Below are 20,355 nucleotides of genomic sequence, written 5' to 3'. Positions count from 1 at the left end.
TCGGAAAACCGGTACCCACTTTTCCGGACCATGCTCCAACTCAACGCCGCAACTCGTCGCCTTGAGCCATTCGGCTCGTTTTTTAAGGCCCGGATCGCCCCCGAATTTTGGGCAGACAAGCCCTCGATCCGTGCCTTAACCGGCTGACGGAGTGTTCGTTCGGAACCCATTTGGGAGCGATCGGCGGGACCCAGAACTTAACTCGCGCCGTCCAGCAATAAGGCTAGGCCAAACCCGTTGCGCCCGTCAAGGAGTAGTACGAGTTCCTGAATCAAATACTAAATATGGTGGAAAGTGAGGGATAACAGGGGTGTTCCCGCGCCTGTGATGGTGCCAAGTATCGGTGAGTCCTCAGGGATTCCCAACCCAAAAATTTGTTCCTCGCATGTGGAAACGGGCTTCGTCCCGCTGTTCACAGGGCAGGTATTTTTTCTCCCTTCGGGATTGCGTTCGAAAGACTCACGTAACGCTACGGAACGGGGAGGGCTGGCATGCCCGCGAGCCCGTGGTCGCGCCCGCCGATAAGCGGCAAGGTGCGGCCGATTCCACCGTTTTTTCCGTCCCTGCCGGGCTCCATGACAGAATCAAAACCGACCAGCGCGCCGATGCGGATCGCGCCCGCAGGCCTGATGTTCCTCGCCATCACCTCGGTGGGCTGGGGCTTTAACTGGCCTGTCACGAAGTATCTGTTGAGCGAGTTGCCGCCGCTGACGCTGCGGGGCTCGACCGGGGTGATCGGCGCGGCGCTCCTGGCCGTGCTGGCGCTGGCGCGCTCGCAAAGCCTCAAGGTCGAGCGGCATTTGTGGCCGCGGCTGATGCTCTCGGCGCTGCTCAACGTCACGGGATGGATGGTGCTGATGGGGCTAGCGTTGTTGTGGCTGCCGGCCAGCGAAGCGGCGCTGATCGCCTACACCATGCCGGTGTGGGCCTCGCTCTTGGCCTGGCCGGTGCTCGGCGAGCGGCCGACTATTCTGCGCACGGTGGCGCTGGTGATGGCGTTCGCTGGGCTTGCCGCCATCATGGGCGGCAACGGCTTCAGCGCGACCGCTGCAAAGCTGCCGGGCATGGTGATGGCGCTTGGCGGCGCGTTCGGCTTTGCGCTCGGCACGGTGCTGGCGAAGAAGTTGCCGGTGCCGCTGCCGCCGATCCCGGCCGCGGCCTGGCAGATCGGGCTGGGATGTTTTCCGATCGTCATCATCGGCCTCGCCGTCGAGACCACGCATATCGATGATGTGACACAGCTCGGCTGGTGGCTCCTGATCTATTCCACCGTGATCCAGTTCTGCATCGCCTATGTGAGCTGGTTCGCCGCGCTCGCCCGCCTGCCGGCATCAGTCGCCGCGATCGGCACCATGGCGGTGCCCGTGATCGGCGTCGTCGCCTCGGCCATCGCACTCGGCGAGCCGCTCGGGCTGATCCAGATCGCAGCTCTGTTGTTCACGCTGGCGGGCGTGGTGCTGGCGACAAGGTCTTAGAAGCAATTACTCCTTGCGTCAGCTAGGCTGCATCATAGTGGACCTATCCGCGCTCGACCCGGGCCGCGCAAGCTCCTAACTTGGAAAGCAAGCTTGCGCGGTCAGCGTTAAGGGAGAGAGATTGAGAATTGCCGGAAACTGAAACGAATAGCTTGCACTTACCTGATTGCCACAATCCGGCGTGGAGTAGGTGAACGTCTGTGAAGGGAGAACGAGGCCGAACGTCTGCTGGGCAGCGTAGCTGGTAATAGCGTCTGGATTGCTGCAAAGCGTGGAATCGACGGTTGCACAGCGCGCTGCCATTTCGGCCCCATGTTGCAGGCCGATCTGGGTCCACAATAGCAGCCCAAGCTCGATTACTCCAAATATGAACAGGAAGAAAACCGGAGCGGTCAAACCGAATTCGAGCGCTGAAGCTCCGCGATTGTCGCGCCATAGCCTTGTGAGCTTCACTGCAGCCTCGCTGTGGACTCTGCGTTGAAACTATAGGTGTTGGCGACGAGCTGATAATCGATGAGCGTATAGTACGTCGCCCGCGCCGAAACTTTGGCATATGTTCCGGCCACTGCGCCGCCCGGGCAGACTGTACCGCAGCTCACGGTGTTGATCCCCGTGCCCGTCGGGCAGCCGCAAAACTGAACCGGCTCAGGTGATGCAGAGACCGCGGAGGAATTCGTGGCGCTGATCACGGCGTTGGAGATGGCGGTCTTATTAAAGCCACGCACAATGGCGTACTGAGTCCCAGCCTGCGCGGCATTCTCGACTTGCATCTTGCGGTAGACCGCGAGACCGATATCGGTCACGGAGATCACCATCAGGGAGAATAGCGGGATCATGATTGCGAATTCGATCGCCGCGGCGCCGCCTGTATCGCGCAGGACGTTCCGAAAAAGGCGATGAAGTGAGCCAAATCGTCGGAATTGGGCGTCGCATGACAAGTTTCGAGCGCTCATGTGGGCAACCTCATTGAACCAGTTGCGCGGTCAGCGTGCCGATGGTCGCGGTGCCAAGCGCGGAGCAATTGACCTGAACATTTGACGTGCCGGTGAAGGTGACAGTATCTGCGATGATTTTTGTGCAGGAGGTGGTCGTGCCACTTCCGCCGCTGAAGCTTAGGTTCGCCCTTGGCAGGTAAATGGCGCCACCGAAATTCTGCGTGCCGCCGCCCGTCAGATTGAACGCCGTACCCGCGGTCATTTTACGGTCGCCATACAGGACAATGCCTTGCATCGTTCCTGAGGTTGGCGCCGTCAGATTAACGATCGCATTGCTGCCAATCGAAGCTGTGCCCCAGCTGCTGCCCGAACCGGTAAAGACCAGGGTCACGCCGGTACCTGTGATCGTGGCATTGCCCGCCACGCTCAGGTTCGCTCCGTCCAGATAGTAAATTCCAGGCTCCAGGTTTAGCGTCGCTCCTGCATTAACGGTGATATCGCCGCTATAACAACCCGGGCTGAGGGAGTTGGTCTTGTTATTGGCGTTCACGGTGATCTTGGCGCTGGTGCAACTCGGCTTGAAGGGAGGAGATACGTCCGCATAGGGATCAGCGGTCGGCTTCACGTGAGTGCGGATGCCATTGGTTGCCGTGATGTTGCCCGCCCCCGAGACGTCGCCGACAACGCCGACCTGATTGGCAGAAACTGTGGCGCTGCCGCTGACGTTCAGCGATGGACTGGCGCTTGAGTTGCTGTAGAGATTGCAGTTGACCAAATTGAGCTTGTTGCTGCCGCTCACGTTCACAGCGGGGCTGGCGGTCGAGTTGAGGGCTAACACGCAGCCCGTTCCGGCATTTGGCAGCGCCACCGCGCGCGCCGTGATGAGCACGGGGTCGGATCCGAATAGCGAGGACAAGAGCCGTGGCTGCGGCTGGCTGACGACGACTTCGACTGCCTGGGCGTTCGAAGTAAAGTTGCCCGTCTTCGGTGGCTGGTTGACGGTTATGGTTACGTTGTTCACTGCATTTGCGTAGCCATAGGTAGCGGTGACCGCATTGGCTTCAGCCATCAGGTTGCTGCCAGCGGTCGCTGCGCTCACCGCGCCAGAATCTGCCGCGCTCTGCATGTTCTTGTGCTTGTAGAGCCACCATCCGACCTCGGTGCCAAGACTGGCGGCACCAACCAAAACGGGCATCATCATCGCAGAGAGGATCACATAGCTGCCCGATTCATCACGAATGAAGTGACGAAATAGATGGATCCGGTTCGGGCGCCGACCAACTTGATCCTGCGACGATTGGTGTGAAATTCGGCCAACGCGGCTGCAGATCTTTCCCAGGCTCATGACCTCTCCTGCGCGCAATTGCATACTTTTCCCGATAGAGGTTCATGCAAGTCGGCTTAAGAACGTCTCAACGAGGATGGGAAATTTGTAATCACTTGCAGGCATTTGCTCTGCAAAACAGCGTTTGGCCCAAGACTTTGCAAGCTCCCGGTGCAAGCCCGCGGTTGAGTATCAATAAGATTGTAAGATGAAAAAAGCTGCCGGGCATGGTGATGGCGCTGCGCGGCGCGTTCGGCTTTGCGCTCGGCACGGTGCTGGCGAAAAAGCTGCCGGTGCCGCCCGCCGGCCTGATGGCTCCGCAAAGCTAGCGGCGTGTTGCTTATCTGAGCCCCCAGCCCGAGCTTGCCAAGTTTCAGTTTTGTGCAAAGATACAACTGCTCGGCGAAGCTGAGTGTCTGGCTTCGGATCAGTACAACAGTCTGCATTTTGGAATGGAGTATGCCGTGAGCGAGTTACTTCATCCAAACGCCCCGCATCACCTGCCGGGCTTCATCACCGCTCCTGACAGCACCGATATCCTCATGGTGGTGGTCGGCATCGTTCTGCTCGGTGTCGTTCTGCTGGTCGGTAATCTTTATCTGCGTTTGCACTCTTTGCCGGAGCGGATGGCGCACAAATCGCAGAAGCTGCAATTCGAGATCGTGGCTGTGTTGGGTTTGTTGGCGCTCTTTACCCACATCCACCTGTTTTGGGTAATCGGGCTGTTGCTCGCTATGATCGATTTACCTGATTTCAGCACGCCGCTGCGCAGCATCGCGGGGTCGGTCGAGAAGATGGCCGGCGTTCCGCCGGGAAACGAAGCGGCTGAGGTAGCCGAAGAAGGCCCGGCCCACGCCGCTCGCCCCGAGGGACCGGATGCGACAAAAGCCGGCGTCAGGGGAGTGCGCAGCCATGCTTGAACTGCTGCTCTGCTCCCTGGTCACGATCTTTCCGGATTACCTCTATCGTCGCTACTGGCAAGGGAAGCGTCTCGGCCGGGAGATCACCTTCTATTCAGTATGGTTTGAGCTGAGGTGGGGCATCGTCACCTGCCTCATGCTGACGGTCGGCCTGATTACGGTCATCTTCTATTTTCATCCGTCGACCAACACGGCGACGCTGTTCTACAGGACCATTCCGATCGTTCCTGAGAGAATTGGGCGGGTCGCAGAAGTTCGCGCTGATTTCAGCGCTCCCGTCCAACAGGGTGATGTGATCTTCAAGCTGGACACGTCAAAGCAGGAAGCAGCAATCGAAGCGGCCCGGCGCAAGATCGCCGAAGTCGAGGCCGCTTTGCTCGTGGCGCAGGCCGACATCCTCAAGGCCGAAGGACAGATTCAGGAGGCCAAGGGCGCCTATCAGCAAGCTTCGGATGAGCTGGACACCAAACGCGAACTTCAGAGGCGCAATCCCGGCATCGTCCCGCAGCGTGACATCGAAAAGCTCGAGGTGCTGCTTGCGGGTCGGCAAGGGAGCCTTGATTCCGCGACAGCTTCGAAACAATCAGCAATGACTCGCGTGAGCGCGCTTCTGCCCGCGGAGAAGGCAAGCGCGGAGGCGGCGTTGGCCGATGCGCAGGTGGATCTGGACAAATCATACATTCGAGCCGGTGTCGCCGGCCGGGTAGAGCAGTTCACGCTGCGTGTGGGCGATGTCGTCAATCCTATGATGCGCTCGGCTGGCGTTCTCATTCCGGAGGGGGCAGGACAACGCGCGCTTTTTGCGGGCTTTGGACAGATCGAGGCGCAGGTCATGAAGGTTGGAATGGTCGCTGAGGCCACATGCATCTCGAAGCCCTGGACTGTCATTCCGATGGTGGTGACCGGTGTGCAGGATTACATCGCAGCAGGCCAGGTCCGCGCTGGCGAGCAGTTGCTCGACGCGCAGCAGGTGATGCGTCCAGGCACCATTCTCACCTATCTGGAGCCGATCTATAAAGGCGGCCTTAGCGGCGTGACACCGGGAAGCAGTTGCATCGTCAACGCCTATACCAGTAACCACGAACGGATTGCCTCGAACGAGACTGGCTTTTTCAAGCGGCTTGCGTTGCATGCCGTTGACACCGTCGGCATCGTGCACGCGATGCTGTTGCGCATCCAGGCCCTGCTGCTTCCGATCAAGACACTTGTGCTGAGCGGACACTGAGTTGCTCGTTTGAAACGCTTTTTTGTGATCCCGCTGGCCTTCACCGGCCAAACCTAGCGATTGTGGCCGCGTTGGAGATGCAATTGTAGGAAGGGAGATCGCACATGCGCCAGACGCTTGGACATCCTCTTGGCTGCGATTGCCTGGGTCGCCGTGGTTTTCTCAAGCTAGCTACCGGAGCTGCTGCAGTCGGCATTAGCGGTGGCAGCGTCTTTCTTGCAGATCGGGCACGTGCAGACGCCCTTACCAAGGAGCTGCGCGACAAGCTGACGCCGGAGCAAATCATCCAGGCAATGAAGAACGGTAATAAGCGTTTTCGCATGGGGATAAGAAAGGAGCGCAATTACCTTCGCGAACAGAAAGCAAGTGCAAAAGGTCAATACCCCGCGGCCGTCTTGCTGACGTGTATAGATTCGCGCGCGCCTGCCGAGGTGATCATGGATCTTGGACTTGGCGACATTTTCAATTGCCGGGTTGCGGGTAACGTCAGAAACGCGGACATCCTGGGCAGCATGGAATTCGCCTGCAAATTGGCGGGGGCAAAGGTCGTACTCGTAATGGGCCACACCGCATGCGGCGCCATCAAGGGCGCCATTGATAATGCCGAATTGGGAAATTTGACGGGCTTGCTGACCAAGATCAAACCGGCAGTGGAGGAGACGACCTATACCGGCGAGCGCCTGGCAAAGAACTACGCCTTCGTCGATGCAGTCGCTAGAAAGAACGTAGAAATGACCGTTGCGGGCATCCGGAAGGACAGCCCCGTACTTGCCGAGCTGGAAGCGAAGGGTGAAATCAAGATCGCCGGCGCAATGTACAATCTGGAGACAGGTGCGGCGGAGTTCTTTGACTGAAGCGCCGTTGTCGCAAGTCCTGAGGTATGCTGATCTTTCGCTGATGGTGCGTCGCGACGTGCTCATAACGTCGTTGTTGCGCTATTCTGCTTCACAATGGAGCCCGAGGGTTAGGCATAGCATTGGGAGAAACTCACCAGCTTAGCGACCGTCTTGGATAGACACCTCGTTTCGGCTATCATGTGGTGATCAGGCTCGTCATCACTCGCGGGGTGCATCACGATGCGAGCGTCGTCTGGAGCACGGCTAAAGTCGATCGGCGGCTTGCTGTCGCAGCGAGCTGGGGCTCAGTTCGCACGAGTGATGAAAAAGCCAAAGCTCAGTGCGATCATGGCGGGCTTCTTCGTCTGCCTCAGTATTCCTATCCTGATTTTTATCCTGGTCTACAATTACCACCGAAACTCCCAAACTATCATTGCTACTTTGCACGCAGAAGTCGCTAAGACGCGCCAGATCAGCATCGAAAATGTGGAAGCCATGATACGGGGCGTGGCGGGGACTGTCGGCCTGCTCGCAGAAGTGGCGGCGGCCGATCCCGGCTTCTTCCGAACCGAGCGGAGTCACGAAATCCTATTTCGAGCATTGACCACGGCCGAAGAGATCGACGCTGCCGTTGTAAGCTTCGAAGACGGGTATCATCGAGCAGTGACAAGGATTGATGATGACCGCAGGCGCTCCGATTCCAAGATACCGCCGAACGCGAACTGGCATGTAAACTTCATCGATGATTTCTCGCTGAGCGAGAACCGTCGCCGACATCGGACATTCTTCGATACCTGGGGACATGTCGTCGGCGAGTACGACGTTGTGACAACGACCGACTACCGAACGACGTCCGGCTATCCGGAAGCGAAGCACGCGGGAACTCTGGCTGTCACAAAGCCGCAGGTTAATGTCGATACCGGCTATCCGATCATCAATCTCAGAGTGCCAGTCTACCACAGCGGCGCTTTCATAGGCTGTGCTGGCGCCACCATCACACTCGGTATCTTGTCGAGATTTCTGGCTACGCACCGGGTCAGTCCGCACAGCAGGACAATCATTGCGGACCTGACGGACGGCGAGATCATAGCGGCCTCAGAGCAGCAAAAGAGCGTTCGGATGGTGGACGGCCGCCTCGAAGTGGCGCGGCTGGCCAATATTAACGATGAAGACGCACGCGAGGCGTATCGATTGCGAACGCAATCAAATGAGAACGAGTTCGTGTTTCGATCCCCCCGGGACGGACAGGAGTTGAGCGCATCGTTTGCCCGGTTTCCGGAAAGCTTCGGACGTCCGTGGCAGGCGATCATCCTCACCCCGACGGACGACTTCATCGGCGAGCTCAAGGCCACGAACCAGGAGATCGTTGTTATAATTGTCGCGCTTTCGGTGGCAGAGCTTTTGCTGATCTACTTTCTGTCACGGGCTTGTCGCATCCGATCGAAAGTATCTCGAGGGACCTGAAATTTGTCGAGACTCTATCCTTCGATCAGCCGGCGATCCGTCCGTCCAGAGTGCGCGAAATTGCCCAGCTTCAGTCTGCGACCTCGCTTCTCCGCAACTCGCTCCAATCCTTCTGCTCGTTCGCACCGGTCGATGTGGTTCGTGGCCTGATCAAGTCCGGCATTCCGCTGGCCCTTGGCGTGGAACGGCGGTCCTTGACGATTTTATTTGCCGACCTGGAGAATTTTTCGACGCACGCAGAGCAGTTGCCGCCGGATACGCTGCTCGACCAGATGTCGGTGTATTTTGAGCAGGTCTCAGGCGCGATTTCAGACGAACAGGGGACGGTCGACAAGTTCATTGGCGATGGCATCATGGCGTTCTGGGGCGCACCGATCGCCCTGTCGGATCACGCGCTGCGCGCTTGCGCAGGAGCCGTGCGGGCTGCGCGGCGAATGGAGCGGATCAACGAGGCATGGCGCGCGGAAGGCAGGCCAACCTTTGAAATCCGAATCGGGCTTAACAGCGCCGAGGTATTGGTTGGTAACGTCGGCGCGACGAACCGATTCAGTTATACTGCAATTGGGGATGGCGTGAACGCTGCGGCGCGCCTTGAAGGAACGAACAAGGCATTCGGCACCAGGATTTGTATCAGCGATAGCGTATTTGGCGCTGTCGCATCCGCAGTCGTAGCAAGGCCCTTGCGTCGTGTTCGGGTTAAAGGGCGGAAACAGGATTTCATGATTTACGAGTTGCTCGGATTTGCAAACAGCCGCGATCCGGAACTCGAAGTCCGGCGCGATGATCAAGTATTGAGTGAAATGACTTGGCTCGCTTCAAAGCGTTTTGAAGCCGGAGACCTTCAAGGCGCTGCGCGTCGCTACCGCGAAATCCTTGAGCGGTTTCCAGATGACGGCGTTGCGAAATCAATGCTCGCTACATGTTTGCCGGGCGCTGTGGCGGCAGAAGATGGTGCGACGACTACGGCGCCATGATCTGAGAAGGAAAATCAGCAGCTTGGGCGTATGCCTGACCTGGCTAATTCTTCATACAACTCACGCTGTACCAAGCGTATCCGCACCGTTTGCCGGCTTTCATGCCATCCTTCCGGAGCTGATGCGGGAGCACTTTTGTCTGGCCGCCTCCCAGCCGAACCGTGCAGAGCTCCTCAGCAATAGTGTCGGCATCCGACCCACATGGGTACAGCGTGTGGCTGCCGATCGGGCAACGTCGTTCTCCGATACAGAACCGATTTAATTGCTGCGCAAGAGACACTTCACATGAAATCGCGAGAGACAAAAGAACAAGGATGATCGTCCTCATTGCGCGCTCCATTTTTCACGAAGTCGATTCTTCTATCGGCGTTCCAATCTAACCTACAGCATCATTGGCAAACCGACGGCGTAGCCGGACGGTAAAATTGAGAGCCGCTATCTGATTGTAATATCTCCCAGTTTGCAGTACGCCTCCTGCTGAGATAGTTCTGGTATAATGGGTGCCAGACCTATGGGGGCCTGGTTTTATCTGTGAAAGAGAGAGAATGGCGCGCAACATTTTGATCCTCGGGGCCTCGTATGGCTCCTTGCTGGCGACGAAGCTTTTGATGGCGGGTCACAACGTGACCCTGGTGTGCCGGAAGAAGACGGCAGAGCTCATCAACCGCGACGGCACCGAAGTTCGCATCAAGCTGCGCGACGAGGCGGTGCACCGCGCGATCTTTTCGCGCGACCTGCCGGGCAGACTGGATGCGACGACGCCTGCCGAGGTTGACCTCTCCCGCTATGACCTGGTCGGTCTTGCGATGCAGGAGCCGCAATATACCAACCACACGATCCGCGTTCTGATGATCAAGATCGCCGAGGCGAAGCTGCCTTGTCTGTCGATCATGAACATGCCGCCGCTACCCTATCTCAAGCGCATTCCGGCGCTGGCGGACATGGACCTCGAGGAGGCCTACACCAACGCGCAGGTGTGGGAACGCTTCCAGCCCGGACTGGTGACGCTGTGCTCGCCCGATCCGCAGGCCTTCCGGCCGCCGGAAGAGGCAGCAAACGTGCTGCATGTCGGCCTGCCCACCAACTTCAAGGCTGCCGCCTTTGCCGACGAGAAGCACAACAAGCTGCTTCGCGAGCTGGAAGCTGGTATCGATGCGGTGACGCTGGATGGCCACGACGTTCCGGTGAAGCTGAAAGTGTTCGACTCGCTGTTCGTGCCGCTCGCCAAATGGTCGATGCTCTTGACCGGAAATTACCGCTGCATCACGCCGAACGATCCGCAGTCGATCCGCGACGCCGTGCACGGCGATCTCAAGCTGTCGCAGTCGATCTACGATCATGTCGATGGCATCGCCCGGCGCCTCGGCGCCGATCCGCAGGACCAGGTGCCGTTCGGGAAGTATGCCAAGGCGGCCGAGAGCCTGCTCAAGCCGTCATCGGCGGCCCGTGCGGTCGCGGCCGGCGCGCCGTTCATCGAGCGCGTCGACCTGCTCGTGAAGCTGATCTCGCACCAGCTCGGCGCGCCCAGCGCCGAGATCGACCGCACCGTCGAGATCGTGGACCAGAAGCTGAACGAGAAGATCGTGGCGGGGGGATCGGGGGCGCAGTAGGCGGCTCGCGATCGCAGTTCGGGAATGGCGCGTCACGGCGGATGAAGATGGGTGATGGTGTTCCGCGCTGGCTGCCGCGGGGACGCGTACATATCGGGGCTTGAGGTGACTACGTGTGATGGCATATTATGCCATCAGCGCGGGAGCTCGAGCAAGTTGGGAGGATGGCAGTGCCCACCAGAAATGTTGTGCTGACGGAGCGACAAGCTGACCTCATTGAGTCCCTGGTCGAGTCCGGCCGCTACCAAAACGCCAGCGAAGTGCTGCGCGACGGGTTGCGGCTCGTGGAGCAACGCGAGGCGGAAGACGCGAGCAAGCTGAAGGCCCTGCGATCAGCGGCTCGGGTCGGTGTTGGTGCACTGGATCGAGGCGAATTCAAAGAGTTCGGAGACATCGAAGAGTTGCGAGACTATTTGAATGACCTCTCGGAGAAGGTCATCTCCAAGACCGCCGGATAGATTCCGCCAATGGTCGAGCGGAAATGGCGTGTCCGCCTCGGCGCTGCTGCAGAAGTCGATTTTGCGAACATCGTCAAGTGGATCACTGAGAATTTTGGTGCGCGGCAATCGCGTGTCTATCGGGACACGCTCGTTCAGGCGATTGGCGAACTTGCCGACGGTCCGGAGGTTGCGGGCTCCAAAGCGCGAGGCGAGATTATGTCAGGTCTTCGCACGCTCCACATCGCGCGGCACGGTCGGCGCGGAAGTCACTTCCTGATGTACCGGGTGGCACCAGGAATGACGATCGAAATCGTGCGAATCCTGCATGACAGAATGGACCTTCAGCGTCATCTCCCACCTGTCCCCGACGAGAGCGCCGAATAGACGCGGTGCGTCAACAACAGGTTGGTGGCTTGCCGTCATAGATGAACACCAACGGCCCTTCTGGTGCGGGGTCATGCCTCTACGCCGATTTGTTTCACCAATTCGGGAATAAGTTGTCTGAGCTTGCCGTGGCTGATCAGCGGCGAAGCGGCGATCTCGGCGAGGCGCTGTTCGACGTGCGGCCATTGATTCGTCTCGCGCGGGTCGGTATCGCCCTTGGCGAGATTGCAGGGGTAGCAGGACAGCACGCGGTTGCTCCTGCCATTCTGGCCTCCCTTGGAGAGCGGGATGAAATGGTCGATGCTGGCCTTGACCTTGCCGCCCGTCTTTTGCCGGGGCAGTCCAACGTCGCAGTAAGCGCATCGTCCGCCCCAATCGAAATAGCAGCGTTTGTAGATCACGTCGGCCATTAGCCTTGGCTCTTCCCCCGAATCTCTTCGTCCAACGTCTCACCCTTTCATACATCAAGTCGGCATTGAAAACGACGCCGCAGGAGGAGAGGCTTGCGCCTCGTTTATCCCGACAGCGCACGGCGGACCATGTTCGCCAACTGCGACTGCCGGTACGGCTTGGTCAGCAGCAGCACGCCGGGATCGAGGCGGCCCTGGTGCACGATCGCGTTGTCGGTATAGCCGGACGTATATAGCACCTTGATGCCGGGCCGGAGCTTCAGCACCTTGTCCGCGAGTTCGCGTCCGGTCATGCCGCCGGGCATGATGACATCGGTGAACAGCAAATCGAACGCCTGGCCGCCTTCGATAAGCTTCATCGCCGCCGGTCCGTTGGCGGCGGCAACCGTGCGATAGCCGAGGCTCTGCAATTGCGTGGTGACGAAGTTGCGCACCAGCGCGTCGTCTTCCACCACCATGATGGTTTCGTTGCCATGCGGCAGTGCCGCTGCCGCCGGCGGCGCGGCCTCGACCTGGCCGCGGGCAGGGGGCAGATAGAGCTTGATCGTGGTGCCGTGGCCGACCTCGCTGTAGATCCGGATGTGCCCGCCGGACTGCTTGACGAAGCCGTAGACCATGCTCAAGCCGAGGCCTGAGCCCTTGCCGACCTCCTTGGTGGTGAAGAACGGCTCGAACACCTTGTCCAGCACGTGCTGCGGCATGCCGGCACCGGTGTCGCTGACCGCGAGCATTACATAGGGACCTGGCTTTGCGTCCGGGTTGGCCTGCGCATAGGCCTCGTCGAGCACGACGTTGCGCGTCTCCAAAAGCAATTTGCCGCCGTTCGGCATCGCATCGCGCGCGTTGATCGCCATGTTGAGCAGGGAGTTGGCGAGCTGCGATGCGTCGATATGGGCAATCGCCACTTCCTGTTCGAGAATGGAGTTGACCTCGATCTGCTCGCCGAGCGTCGGGCGAAGCAGTTTTGCGATATCGAGCACGGTCGCGTTGATGTCGACATTGCGCGGCTGCAACGGCTGGCGGCGGGCGAAGGCGAGCAGATGCTGGATCAACTCGCTGCAGCGCTCCGCCGCCTGGTCGATCAGTTCGGCGGTCTTCTGCAACGCCGGCTCATGCGCAAGGTTGGCCACCAGCGTTTCAGTGGTGCCGGTGATCACGGTCAGCATGTTGTTGAAGTCGTGCGCGACGCCGCCGGTGAGCTTGCCGATGGCGTCGAGCTTTTGCGCTTGCTGCAGCTTGTGCTCGGTTTCGCGCGACTCCGTGATGTCGTGGTAGACCAGCGCCGCGGCGCTGATGGCGCCCGAGGCATCGCGCAGCGGCCGGCCGCTGATTACGAGATGGACAGGCGAATTGCCGCTGACCGGGCGCAACACGATTTCGCTGGCGTCGAACGCTTCGCCGCGCAGCGCGCGCGAGGCGGGCATGTCATGGACAGGTAGCGGCGTGACGCCGTCGGCATGGAAAACCGCGCTGAGCGACCGTAAGTGCTCGACCGTCATGCCCGGCCGGTAGCGCAGCATCTTCTCGGCGGCCGGGTTCGACAGCAAAACCTCGCCCCTGGTGTCGATGACGAGCACCGCCTCCGCCATGCTGTGAAAGGTGCTGCGCAACACCGCGGCCGAAAGCCTGAGTTCCTCGTGCGCGGCAACCAGATGCTCGGTGCGCTCGGCGACCGCGGCCTCCAATGCTTCGTTGGTGGCCTTGGTGGCGCTCAGCGAATCCTGCAGTTCCCGCCGCGAGCGGCGGGTTGAGACCGTCAGAAGAGTGGCGAGGACCAGAATCAGCAGGACGCCGGCGAGATCGATCGCCAGCAGGAGCGTCCCGTTGGTTTCGGATTCGGCGCGTCTGGCAAAAAGCAGCCTGCGCTCTTCCGCAACCGCTTTCTCGAGGTTTCCAGTAATTGCGGCCGTCGCCGCACGGTCCTCCTGGTTGACGAGCGCCGCGACAGCGGCGCCATCTCCCGCGGTCCGGAGCCTGATCAGTTCGCCATTGACGGCAATCTGCCGCTCGACCAGCGCCTTGGTTTCCTCGATCAGCCGCTTTTCGGTGGGATTATCCTGGACCGCCTCGACCAGTGCCGCCAGCGCCGGCAGGGTCGCGTCGCTGGCCTCGCGGTATTCCCTGGCAAATTCCTGATCGCCCGATAGCGCAAAGGCGCGCGCCGCGCTTTCCGTCCGGCGCAGCAGCGGGCGCATATCCGAGATTTTGCTGAGAATTCCAAGCGCACGGTCGACCGAGGCTGCGTCGGACCGCGACTTGAGGTCGAGACCGATCGAGGCAGCGCCGATAACGAGGAGGATCGCGAGGCCAATTCCAAGAATGATACGCTGCGAGGCCATTGCCAGTTGTTTACTTCACGATTTCGACTGCTGCGCGGAAGCTTTCGGTTTGGTGATGCATTGATTGACCGAGGTCAACAACGCGTCCGGCGTGAACGGCTTGCGCAGGCAGCATGCCGCGCCGAGCTCGATGGTCATCCGCAGGAAATCCGGTGCGCGTTCGGTGTTGGCGAAGGCGTAGCCTGACATCGCAACGATCGGTACATCCGGCTTGCGCTCGTGGAACATCCGGATCGACTCGAAGCCGCGCATATGCGGCATGAACACATCGATCAGCATGACATCGAAATCGGACGTTTCCAGCGCGCGCATTCCCGCTTCACCACCGTCGGCAACGGTGACCTCGAAACCCTTGCGCGTCAGACAAACCTCGATGGCAACGCACACCATCGGGTCGTCATCGACCACGAGAACGCGCGGCACGATGATTCCTTCTTCCTCGGGGCGGCGGCAAGTCCACGTCCCATGTGACGATTAAGTCGAAACATCGACAGGTCGTCTGCATGGTAGAGTGCCCATAAAAGTTGCCGAGGGCAATTCCGTTTCGCTGTATCAGAACGATAACAAATTCAACCGCCAGTTCCGGACCCAATCCCGTCATGTCGCCGATCAACCATGCGAGGCGCGCCGCTGCCGCCCGGCTGTCGCCACTCGGCTCATCCTGTTCGCCGTGACGTCAGTGGGGTGGGGCCTCAACTTTCCGATCATGAAACTTTTGCTGACCGAATGGCCGCAATTGTCCTCGCGCGGCCTGTGCGGCATCGTCGGCGCCGCGGCATTGGCCCTGTTTGCGCTCGCACGGCGGCAGAAATTGAGCGTGCCGCGTAGCACGGTGATGCCGGCAAGCCCGACCGTCAGCGCGACGGCGCGGAGCGGCGACAGCCGCTCGGCGTGCGCGAGGTCGCGGCACTGGTGTTTACGCTTGGCGGCGTCGCGGTGGCGCTGCGCTCGTAAGTAATTTCAAACGAAAAGGCGGCGCACCGGAATGCGCCGCCCTTCGAACTCACGATGTGTCCTGCTATTGCGCCGGGCAGGGATGACGTTGCCCGTCATAGCCGAGATACGTTCCTGACGCCGGGTCGTAGGACTTGTACCGCCGCATGCAATACGCCACGGCATCATCGCCGACCGGCGCCGCTGCGACTACGGTGTCGTCGTAGTAATAGGGATCGTCGTAATAATAGGGGCTGCCGTAGTAGCCGTAGGCAGACCCGATGCCAGCGCCGATCGCGAAGCCTGGCCAGAAGCCGCCGTGCCGGTGGCGGTGATGAAAATGACGGCCGCCCCCGTGCCAAGTGCCACCCGTGACGGTACCTCCACCGACGCCGGGCCGGACAAAGCCGGTTCCGCGGCCTTCTGTGCTGGCGACGGCGCCAGCCCTAAAGCCGGGACTACCGGGTGCAACGGCCACGCCGCCACCTCTACCGCCGGGTGCAACGGCCATGCCGCCGCCTCTAAAGCCGCCGCCGCCGGGTGCGACGGCGCCGCCGCCACCGCCTCTAAAGCCACCGCCACCGCCGATAGCCGCGCCACCGCCGCCGCCGATAGCTCCGCCGCCACCACCACCGATGGCTGCACCGCCACCGCCGCCACCGCCCCTGGCGCCACCGATAGAAGGACCGCCACCGCCTCTATCCTGCGCCTGAACGGCGCTGAGGCTTGGCGCGACCACCGGCAACACAAGCGCCATCGCTGCCGCGGCACTCAAAACCTTTAGATTGATCATTTTAGGCTCCATTTGCGGGATATAGGCCCTAACCCGCTCAAAGGGCGGACGTTCCAGAGCCCGCGCATTGATTGCACGCGAATTCAGCCTGTCGGATCGCGGAACTTGTATCCGGCCGGATGAACCGGATTGCGCCGATTCCGCGACCATGGACGGGCGGCAAGCCGCCCTTCCGGCAGGGCCGATCAGCCTCTGTCTGGACAATCCGTCCCGCCGGTGGCATCAGAGCGGCACGATATCTCGAACCGGCCGAGCCCTCATGAAGCTGTTTCTGCTGAAATTTTTCACTTGGTGGAACGGCCAGACGTTCGGCACGCAATTGTGGACGTGGCGGTTCGGCGAATTGGTCGGCCAGGACGAGCAGGGCAACCGCTACTACCGCACCAAGGGCGGCAAGATCGATCCGACGCTGGGTTTCGAGCGGCGCTGGGTGATCTACAACGGGCTTGCCGAGGCGAGCCGAGTGCCGCCGTCATGGCATGGCTGGCTGCATCACGTTGTCGATACCGCGCCGACCGAAGAGAGCTATACCCCGCGCGAGTGGGAGAAGCCGCACGTGCCGAACCTGACCGGCACGCCCGCCGCCTACCGCCCCTCCGGTTCGACTCTGGCAAGCGGCCGCCGCCCCAAGGCGACCGGCGATTACCAGCCCTGGACGCCGGGAAGCTGACTTCACATTTATTTTAGCGGGAACAGCTTCGGGTTGCGCTTGCGGAGGCAAATAGGTGTAGATACACTCATTTCATGAAGCAGCCAAGCGACCCCGGCACCGCTGACTATATGGCCACCGCCGGCTGTTTCTGTCTGGCGTCGCGGCAGGCTGCACGAAAGATCACGCGGCTGTACGATTCGTACATGCAGGAATCCGGAATTCGAATCACCCAGTTCACTATCCTGTCGCAGTTGATGCTGCGAGGGGAGATGCCGATCGGCAGGCTGGCCGGCATTCTCGGCATGGAGCGCACGACGCTCACGCGAAATCTCGCGGTGCTCGAGCAGCAAAAGTGGATTTCGATCAAGGCCGGCGACGACCCGCGCGCGCGGATGATCGGCATCACCGGGCAGGGCAGGAGCGTGGTGCGCCGCAGCTTTCCGTTCTGGTCGAAGGCGCAGGCGCATATCGGCAAGCTGCTCGGCGCTGACGGCCAGGCCGCGCTGAAGCTTTTGGACTCCCGGAATTTGGGATGAGACGAAGGGACTTCGTCCGACGTTTGGCTCAATGAGTGTAGTTACACGTAAAGGAGAGACGTCATGCTCGACTTCATCGGAACCATCGTTCTCGCCCCCGCAATCATTGTCAGCATCAATGCGCTTACCGGCGCGATGCCGATTAATACATCGCAGGGTATCGCCCTTTCGGTCGGCGCCGGTCTTTGGACGGGTCTGGCCGCCGCGCTGGCAGCCGCGAACCAATTCCGCGGCGCCAGTCCGCTGGGCCCCCTGATGATTGGCATCGTGATCGCATTTCCGCTGGTGGCGACTGCCGTTGCGACCTCAATTTCCGCGCCAGTACGAGCTTCGCTGCTCGGGATGCCGATGCCGTTCCTGATCGGCCTCAACGTCTGGCGCGTGGCGGGAGGGCTCTTCATCCTGCTTGCGGCCGAAGGCCGGCTTGGCGGACCATTTCCCTATTCGGCAGGTTGGGGTGATATCATCACCGGCGTGCTCGCGTTGCCAGTGGCCTGGCTCGCGCTACGCGGGCAAGGCAAAGCGCTGGTCTGGGCCTGGAACGGATTCGGCATGCTTGATCTCGTGGCTGCGATCACGCTCGGCGTCATCTCGGCGAACGGCTCGCCGTTGCAGATGATCCACGCCGGGGCAGGCTCGGAAGCGGTGCAGATGCTGCCATGGTCGCTGATCCCGACCGTGCTGGTGCCGATGTTCCTGATCGTGCACGCTGTCATTTTTGGGCAACTGGCGTGGTCCGGTAGAGGCGGCGAGGCCGCGCAACGATGACCGTGCGTCGGACGGTCGGCCATCCGCGTGCGCCGCGAGGTCACGTTGGAGCTTGGTCCAGGTCTGTGAATAACGGGATCAGCGGGGACATCCGCCGCAGCCGCCTTGCGTCATCCGCGTTATCGCGGCTCAATGTAGCCATCTTACGGAGATGGGAAACCATCGCGTCGGTGTCGGGCTCCAGTCGCGACTGCCCCGATTTGCAGCGGTCACCGAGTAGGACACGGCCGGGAGATAGGCCCCCGGTGCAGAAGTTCTGAAATCGCCCGCCAATGTGTGGCTGCCGTAGGACAGGAAAGGCCGTCTGGGAAACCAGGCGGCCTTTTTCTTTTGTGCCAAACGCCAGAGGGGCTTGCACCGGTTCGTGTCCCGGACGCGGTGCAGCGTTCTCCCGGCGATGCGAAGCATCGTCCGGTACGCTACGCCGCAGAGCCGGGACCTATTCAGATGGGTCCCGGCTCCGCGTCGCGTCACCATAGCGCGTCGAAGACGCGCGTAAACGCGCTGCTGGTGCCGCGTGCGGGACACGATTGCAGAGGCACAGCGCTACCCCAGCCGTGCGGCGGCGCGGTTGATCATCTCGCCGCGGCGGATTTGCGCTGGCGCGATTCTATCCTTCATGAAGGCAAGCACTTCCGGCGGCGCGGTGTCGGGTGAACCGGAATTGAACGGCGGCGCCGGGTTGTATTCGAGCCGGAGCTGGATCGCCTCCGCGGTCTTCTGATCGTGCAGTAGCGAGACCAGCGTCAGCGCGAAATCGATCCCCGCGGTAACTCCGCCGCCGGTGACGCGGTTGCCGTCGACGCAGACGCGCGTTTTGGTCGGGATCGCGCCGAACGCGCTCAGAAAATCCATCGCCGTCCAGTGCGTCGCCGCGCGAAAACCCTTGAGCAGGCCGGCGGCGCCCAGCACCAGCGACCCCGTGCAAACCGAGGTGATGTATTTCGCGCCCGGCGCCTGCTTGCGCAGGAAGGCCAGCATCTCCTCGTCGTTGATCATGTCGTCGGTGCCGAACCCGCCGGGCACGCAGATCACGTCGAGTTGAGGACAGTCGGCAGAGGTCGTGGTCGGCGTCAGCACCAGCACGGAATCACTCGTCACCGGCTCAATCCGTTTCCAGATCAAATGTACGTTGGCGCCGGGCAGGCTGGAGAACACCTGCAAGGGACCGGTGAAGTCGAGCTGGGTGACGCGCGGAAACAGCACGAGACCGATCTGAAGTGGCGTGGACGATTGAGATGGCGCGGACATCGTGACCTCCGGAAAATTTGGCTTGACGAAGGGCATCGTGCCATGGTCGCTTCTTGTCCGAAATGGCATATTTCCCTCATTTCAGGACATCTCGTAGGGCATCTCGTTTCAGGACATCCACCCAAAACAGGCAAGCATCATGATCGGCGTTCTCGTGTTTCCGGATTTCCAGTTGCTCGACGCGGCCGGGCCGATATCGGCGTTCGAGATCGCGGCGCGCTTTGCCGAGGGGGCACCCGCGATCCGCGTCCTGGCGGTGACGCCGGGGCCGGTGCGCTCCTCGTCGGGCGTCGAAATCGTTGCGCGAGGATTAAAGTCGGCTTCCGCGATCACGACGCTGATCGTTGCCGGCGGCGAGGGCGTGCGGCAGGCCGCCGCCTGCGAGAAGACGATCGGCTTCGTGCGCATGATTGCCAAACGCGGCATCCGCATCGCCAGCGTCTGCTCCGGCGCCTATGTCCTCGCAGAAGCCGGCCTGCTCGACGGCCGCCGCGCCACCACGCATTGGCAGCGCACGCGGCATTTTCTGAAAACCTATCCGCAGGTGAAACTGGAGCCCGATCGCATCTTCGTGCGCGACGGCCACGTCTGGACCTCGGCGGGGATATCGGCCGGCATCGATCTGTCGCTGGCGATGATCGCGGAGGACTATGGCGACGAGATCGCGCAGAAGACCGCGAAGCAGCTCGTGCTCTATCACCGCCGCAGCGGCGGCCAGTCGCAATTCTCCTCGCTTCTGGAATTGAAGGCGCCGAACGGCCGCTTCGGGCCGCTGCTGGCCTGGGCGCGCGAAAACCTCGATGCGCCGCTCACCGTCGAGGATCTCGCGGAGCAGGCCGGTATGAGTTCGCGCCATTTCACCCGCGCCTTCATGGCCGAGACCGGCACCACGCCGTCAAAGGCGGTGGAGCGGCTGCGGATCGAGGTGGCACGGCAACGCGTGCAGTCCTCCAGCGAGGCGATCGAGCGCGTCGCGCAGACCACCGGCTTCCGCGACCCCGAGCGGATGCGCCGCGCCTTCATCCGCGCCTTCGGCCAGCCCCCGCAATCGCTGCGCCGCGCGGCGCGGGCAGGGTGAATGGAAGC

22 protein-coding genes are annotated in these 20,355 nt (G+C 61.1%); 14 read left to right on the top strand and 8 right to left on the bottom strand.

Annotated features, from left to right (window positions below; genetic code table 11):
• Positions 1 to 575: 575 nt before the first annotated feature.
• A complete protein-coding gene (locus tag YUO_RS0105260; RefSeq protein ID WP_028346345.1) occupies positions 576 to 1,475 on the top strand; it encodes a DMT family transporter in 900 nt (299 codons plus the stop codon).
• A gap of 75 nt (positions 1,476 to 1,550) precedes the next feature.
• Here YUO_RS0105260 and YUO_RS0105255 read toward each other — a convergent pair whose 3' ends face one another.
• The 3 genes from YUO_RS0105255 to YUO_RS0105245 all read right to left on the bottom strand — a co-directional run bounded on the left by YUO_RS0105255 (position 1,551) and on the right by YUO_RS0105245 (position 3,755).
• On the bottom strand, positions 1,551 to 1,928 hold the full coding sequence (locus YUO_RS0105255; protein ID WP_028346344.1) for a TadE/TadG family type IV pilus assembly protein: 378 nt from the start codon (positions 1,926 to 1,928) through the stop codon (positions 1,551 to 1,553).
• Positions 1,925 to 2,326, bottom strand: coding sequence for a TadE/TadG family type IV pilus assembly protein (locus YUO_RS0105250; RefSeq protein ID WP_283806402.1), 402 nt, complete (start codon positions 2,324 to 2,326; stop codon positions 1,925 to 1,927). Before YUO_RS0105250 ends, YUO_RS0105255 begins: the two co-directional genes overlap by 4 nt.
• A gap of 112 nt (positions 2,327 to 2,438) precedes the next feature.
• Positions 2,439 to 3,755, bottom strand: coding sequence for a TadE/TadG family type IV pilus assembly protein (locus YUO_RS0105245; protein WP_083754466.1), 1,317 nt, complete (start codon positions 3,753 to 3,755; stop codon positions 2,439 to 2,441).
• Between the two features lie 443 nt (positions 3,756 to 4,198).
• Here YUO_RS0105245 and YUO_RS0105235 point away from each other — a divergent pair, with 443 nt between their 5' ends.
• From YUO_RS0105235 to YUO_RS0105195, 8 genes are all read left to right on the top strand, one after another.
• Positions 4,199 to 4,654 (top strand): hypothetical protein, encoded by a 456-nt coding sequence (locus tag YUO_RS0105235; protein WP_028346341.1) that lies wholly within the window; start codon positions 4,199 to 4,201, stop codon positions 4,652 to 4,654.
• Positions 4,647 to 5,879 carry an HlyD family secretion protein gene (locus YUO_RS0105230; RefSeq protein WP_028346340.1) on the top strand — a complete coding sequence of 411 codons (1,233 nt, stop codon included), beginning with the start codon at positions 4,647 to 4,649 and terminating at the stop codon, positions 5,877 to 5,879. Before YUO_RS0105235 ends, YUO_RS0105230 begins: the two co-directional genes overlap by 8 nt.
• Positions 5,880 to 5,983: 104 nt before the next feature.
• Complete coding sequence (locus YUO_RS0105225) at positions 5,984 to 6,733, top strand: carbonic anhydrase family protein (protein ID WP_028346339.1); 750 nt, start codon at positions 5,984 to 5,986, stop codon at positions 6,731 to 6,733.
• Between the two features lie 303 nt (positions 6,734 to 7,036).
• Positions 7,037 to 8,179, top strand: a complete 1,143-nt coding sequence (locus tag YUO_RS47015) for a PDC sensor domain-containing protein (protein WP_028346338.1) — start codon at positions 7,037 to 7,039, stop codon at positions 8,177 to 8,179.
• A 50-nt stretch (positions 8,180 to 8,229) separates the two neighbouring features.
• Positions 8,230 to 9,153: an adenylate/guanylate cyclase domain-containing protein gene (locus YUO_RS0105215; protein WP_198027969.1), complete on the top strand. Its 924-nt coding sequence runs from the start codon at positions 8,230 to 8,232 to the stop codon at positions 9,151 to 9,153.
• Between the two features lie 545 nt (positions 9,154 to 9,698).
• Positions 9,699 to 10,763, top strand: a complete 1,065-nt coding sequence (locus YUO_RS0105205) for a ketopantoate reductase family protein (protein WP_028346335.1) — start codon at positions 9,699 to 9,701, stop codon at positions 10,761 to 10,763.
• 170 nt (positions 10,764 to 10,933) lie between these two features.
• Positions 10,934 to 11,221 carry a type II toxin-antitoxin system ParD family antitoxin gene (locus YUO_RS0105200; protein ID WP_028346334.1) on the top strand — a complete coding sequence of 96 codons (288 nt, stop codon included), beginning with the start codon at positions 10,934 to 10,936 and terminating at the stop codon, positions 11,219 to 11,221.
• A 9-nt stretch (positions 11,222 to 11,230) separates the two neighbouring features.
• The gene (locus YUO_RS0105195) at positions 11,231 to 11,587 is read left to right on the top strand and encodes a type II toxin-antitoxin system RelE/ParE family toxin (protein ID WP_028346333.1); all 357 of its coding nucleotides are present in this window, start codon (positions 11,231 to 11,233) and stop codon (positions 11,585 to 11,587) included.
• A 71-nt stretch (positions 11,588 to 11,658) separates the two neighbouring features.
• Here the strand turns inward: YUO_RS0105195 and YUO_RS0105190 are convergent, their stop codons facing one another.
• From YUO_RS0105190 to YUO_RS0105180, 3 genes are all read right to left on the bottom strand, one after another.
• A complete protein-coding gene (locus YUO_RS0105190) occupies positions 11,659 to 11,997 on the bottom strand; it encodes an HNH endonuclease (RefSeq protein ID WP_028346332.1) in 339 nt (112 codons plus the stop codon).
• A 104-nt stretch (positions 11,998 to 12,101) separates the two neighbouring features.
• The gene (locus tag YUO_RS0105185; protein ID WP_028346331.1) at positions 12,102 to 14,336 is read right to left on the bottom strand and encodes a CHASE3 domain-containing protein; all 2,235 of its coding nucleotides are present in this window, start codon (positions 14,334 to 14,336) and stop codon (positions 12,102 to 12,104) included.
• 15 nt (positions 14,337 to 14,351) lie between these two features.
• Positions 14,352 to 14,759 (bottom strand): response regulator, encoded by a 408-nt coding sequence (locus tag YUO_RS0105180; protein ID WP_028346330.1) that lies wholly within the window; start codon positions 14,757 to 14,759, stop codon positions 14,352 to 14,354.
• 88 nt (positions 14,760 to 14,847) lie between these two features.
• On the opposite strand from YUO_RS0105180, the gene YUO_RS47010 reads away from it, so the two are divergent.
• On the top strand, positions 14,848 to 15,294 hold the full coding sequence (locus YUO_RS47010; RefSeq protein ID WP_028346329.1) for a hypothetical protein: 447 nt from the start codon (positions 14,848 to 14,850) through the stop codon (positions 15,292 to 15,294).
• Between the two features lie 60 nt (positions 15,295 to 15,354).
• Here YUO_RS47010 and YUO_RS0105170 read toward each other — a convergent pair whose 3' ends face one another.
• On the bottom strand, positions 15,355 to 16,062 hold the full coding sequence (locus YUO_RS0105170) for a BA14K family protein (RefSeq protein WP_028346328.1): 708 nt from the start codon (positions 16,060 to 16,062) through the stop codon (positions 15,355 to 15,357).
• A gap of 259 nt (positions 16,063 to 16,321) precedes the next feature.
• Here YUO_RS0105170 and YUO_RS0105165 point away from each other — a divergent pair, with 259 nt between their 5' ends.
• The 3 genes from YUO_RS0105165 (at position 16,322) to YUO_RS43600 (ending at position 18,018) form a co-directional block, all read left to right on the top strand.
• Positions 16,322 to 16,732: an NADH:ubiquinone oxidoreductase subunit NDUFA12 gene (locus tag YUO_RS0105165; RefSeq protein WP_028346327.1), complete on the top strand. Its 411-nt coding sequence runs from the start codon at positions 16,322 to 16,324 to the stop codon at positions 16,730 to 16,732.
• A 74-nt stretch (positions 16,733 to 16,806) separates the two neighbouring features.
• On the top strand, positions 16,807 to 17,250 hold the full coding sequence (locus YUO_RS39780; protein ID WP_051379228.1) for a MarR family winged helix-turn-helix transcriptional regulator: 444 nt from the start codon (positions 16,807 to 16,809) through the stop codon (positions 17,248 to 17,250).
• 63 nt (positions 17,251 to 17,313) lie between these two features.
• A complete protein-coding gene (locus YUO_RS43600; protein WP_051379227.1) occupies positions 17,314 to 18,018 on the top strand; it encodes a hypothetical protein in 705 nt (234 codons plus the stop codon).
• A gap of 546 nt (positions 18,019 to 18,564) precedes the next feature.
• Here YUO_RS43600 and YUO_RS0105150 read toward each other — a convergent pair.
• Positions 18,565 to 19,269 carry a DJ-1/PfpI family protein gene (locus YUO_RS0105150; protein ID WP_035726138.1) on the bottom strand — a complete coding sequence of 235 codons (705 nt, stop codon included), beginning with the start codon at positions 19,267 to 19,269 and terminating at the stop codon, positions 18,565 to 18,567.
• A 139-nt stretch (positions 19,270 to 19,408) separates the two neighbouring features.
• Between YUO_RS0105150 and YUO_RS0105145 the strand changes: the two genes are divergently transcribed.
• A complete protein-coding gene (locus tag YUO_RS0105145) occupies positions 19,409 to 20,347 on the top strand; it encodes a GlxA family transcriptional regulator (RefSeq protein ID WP_028346325.1) in 939 nt (312 codons plus the stop codon).
• Positions 20,348 to 20,355: the final 8 nt, after the last annotated feature.

Source organism: Bradyrhizobium murdochi (assembly GCF_000472965.1).
Classification (GTDB): Bacteria; Pseudomonadota; Alphaproteobacteria; order Rhizobiales; family Xanthobacteraceae; genus Bradyrhizobium; species Bradyrhizobium murdochi.
The sequence above is the reverse complement of the archived record's forward strand: the minus strand, read 5'-3'. Positions and strand labels throughout refer to the sequence as shown.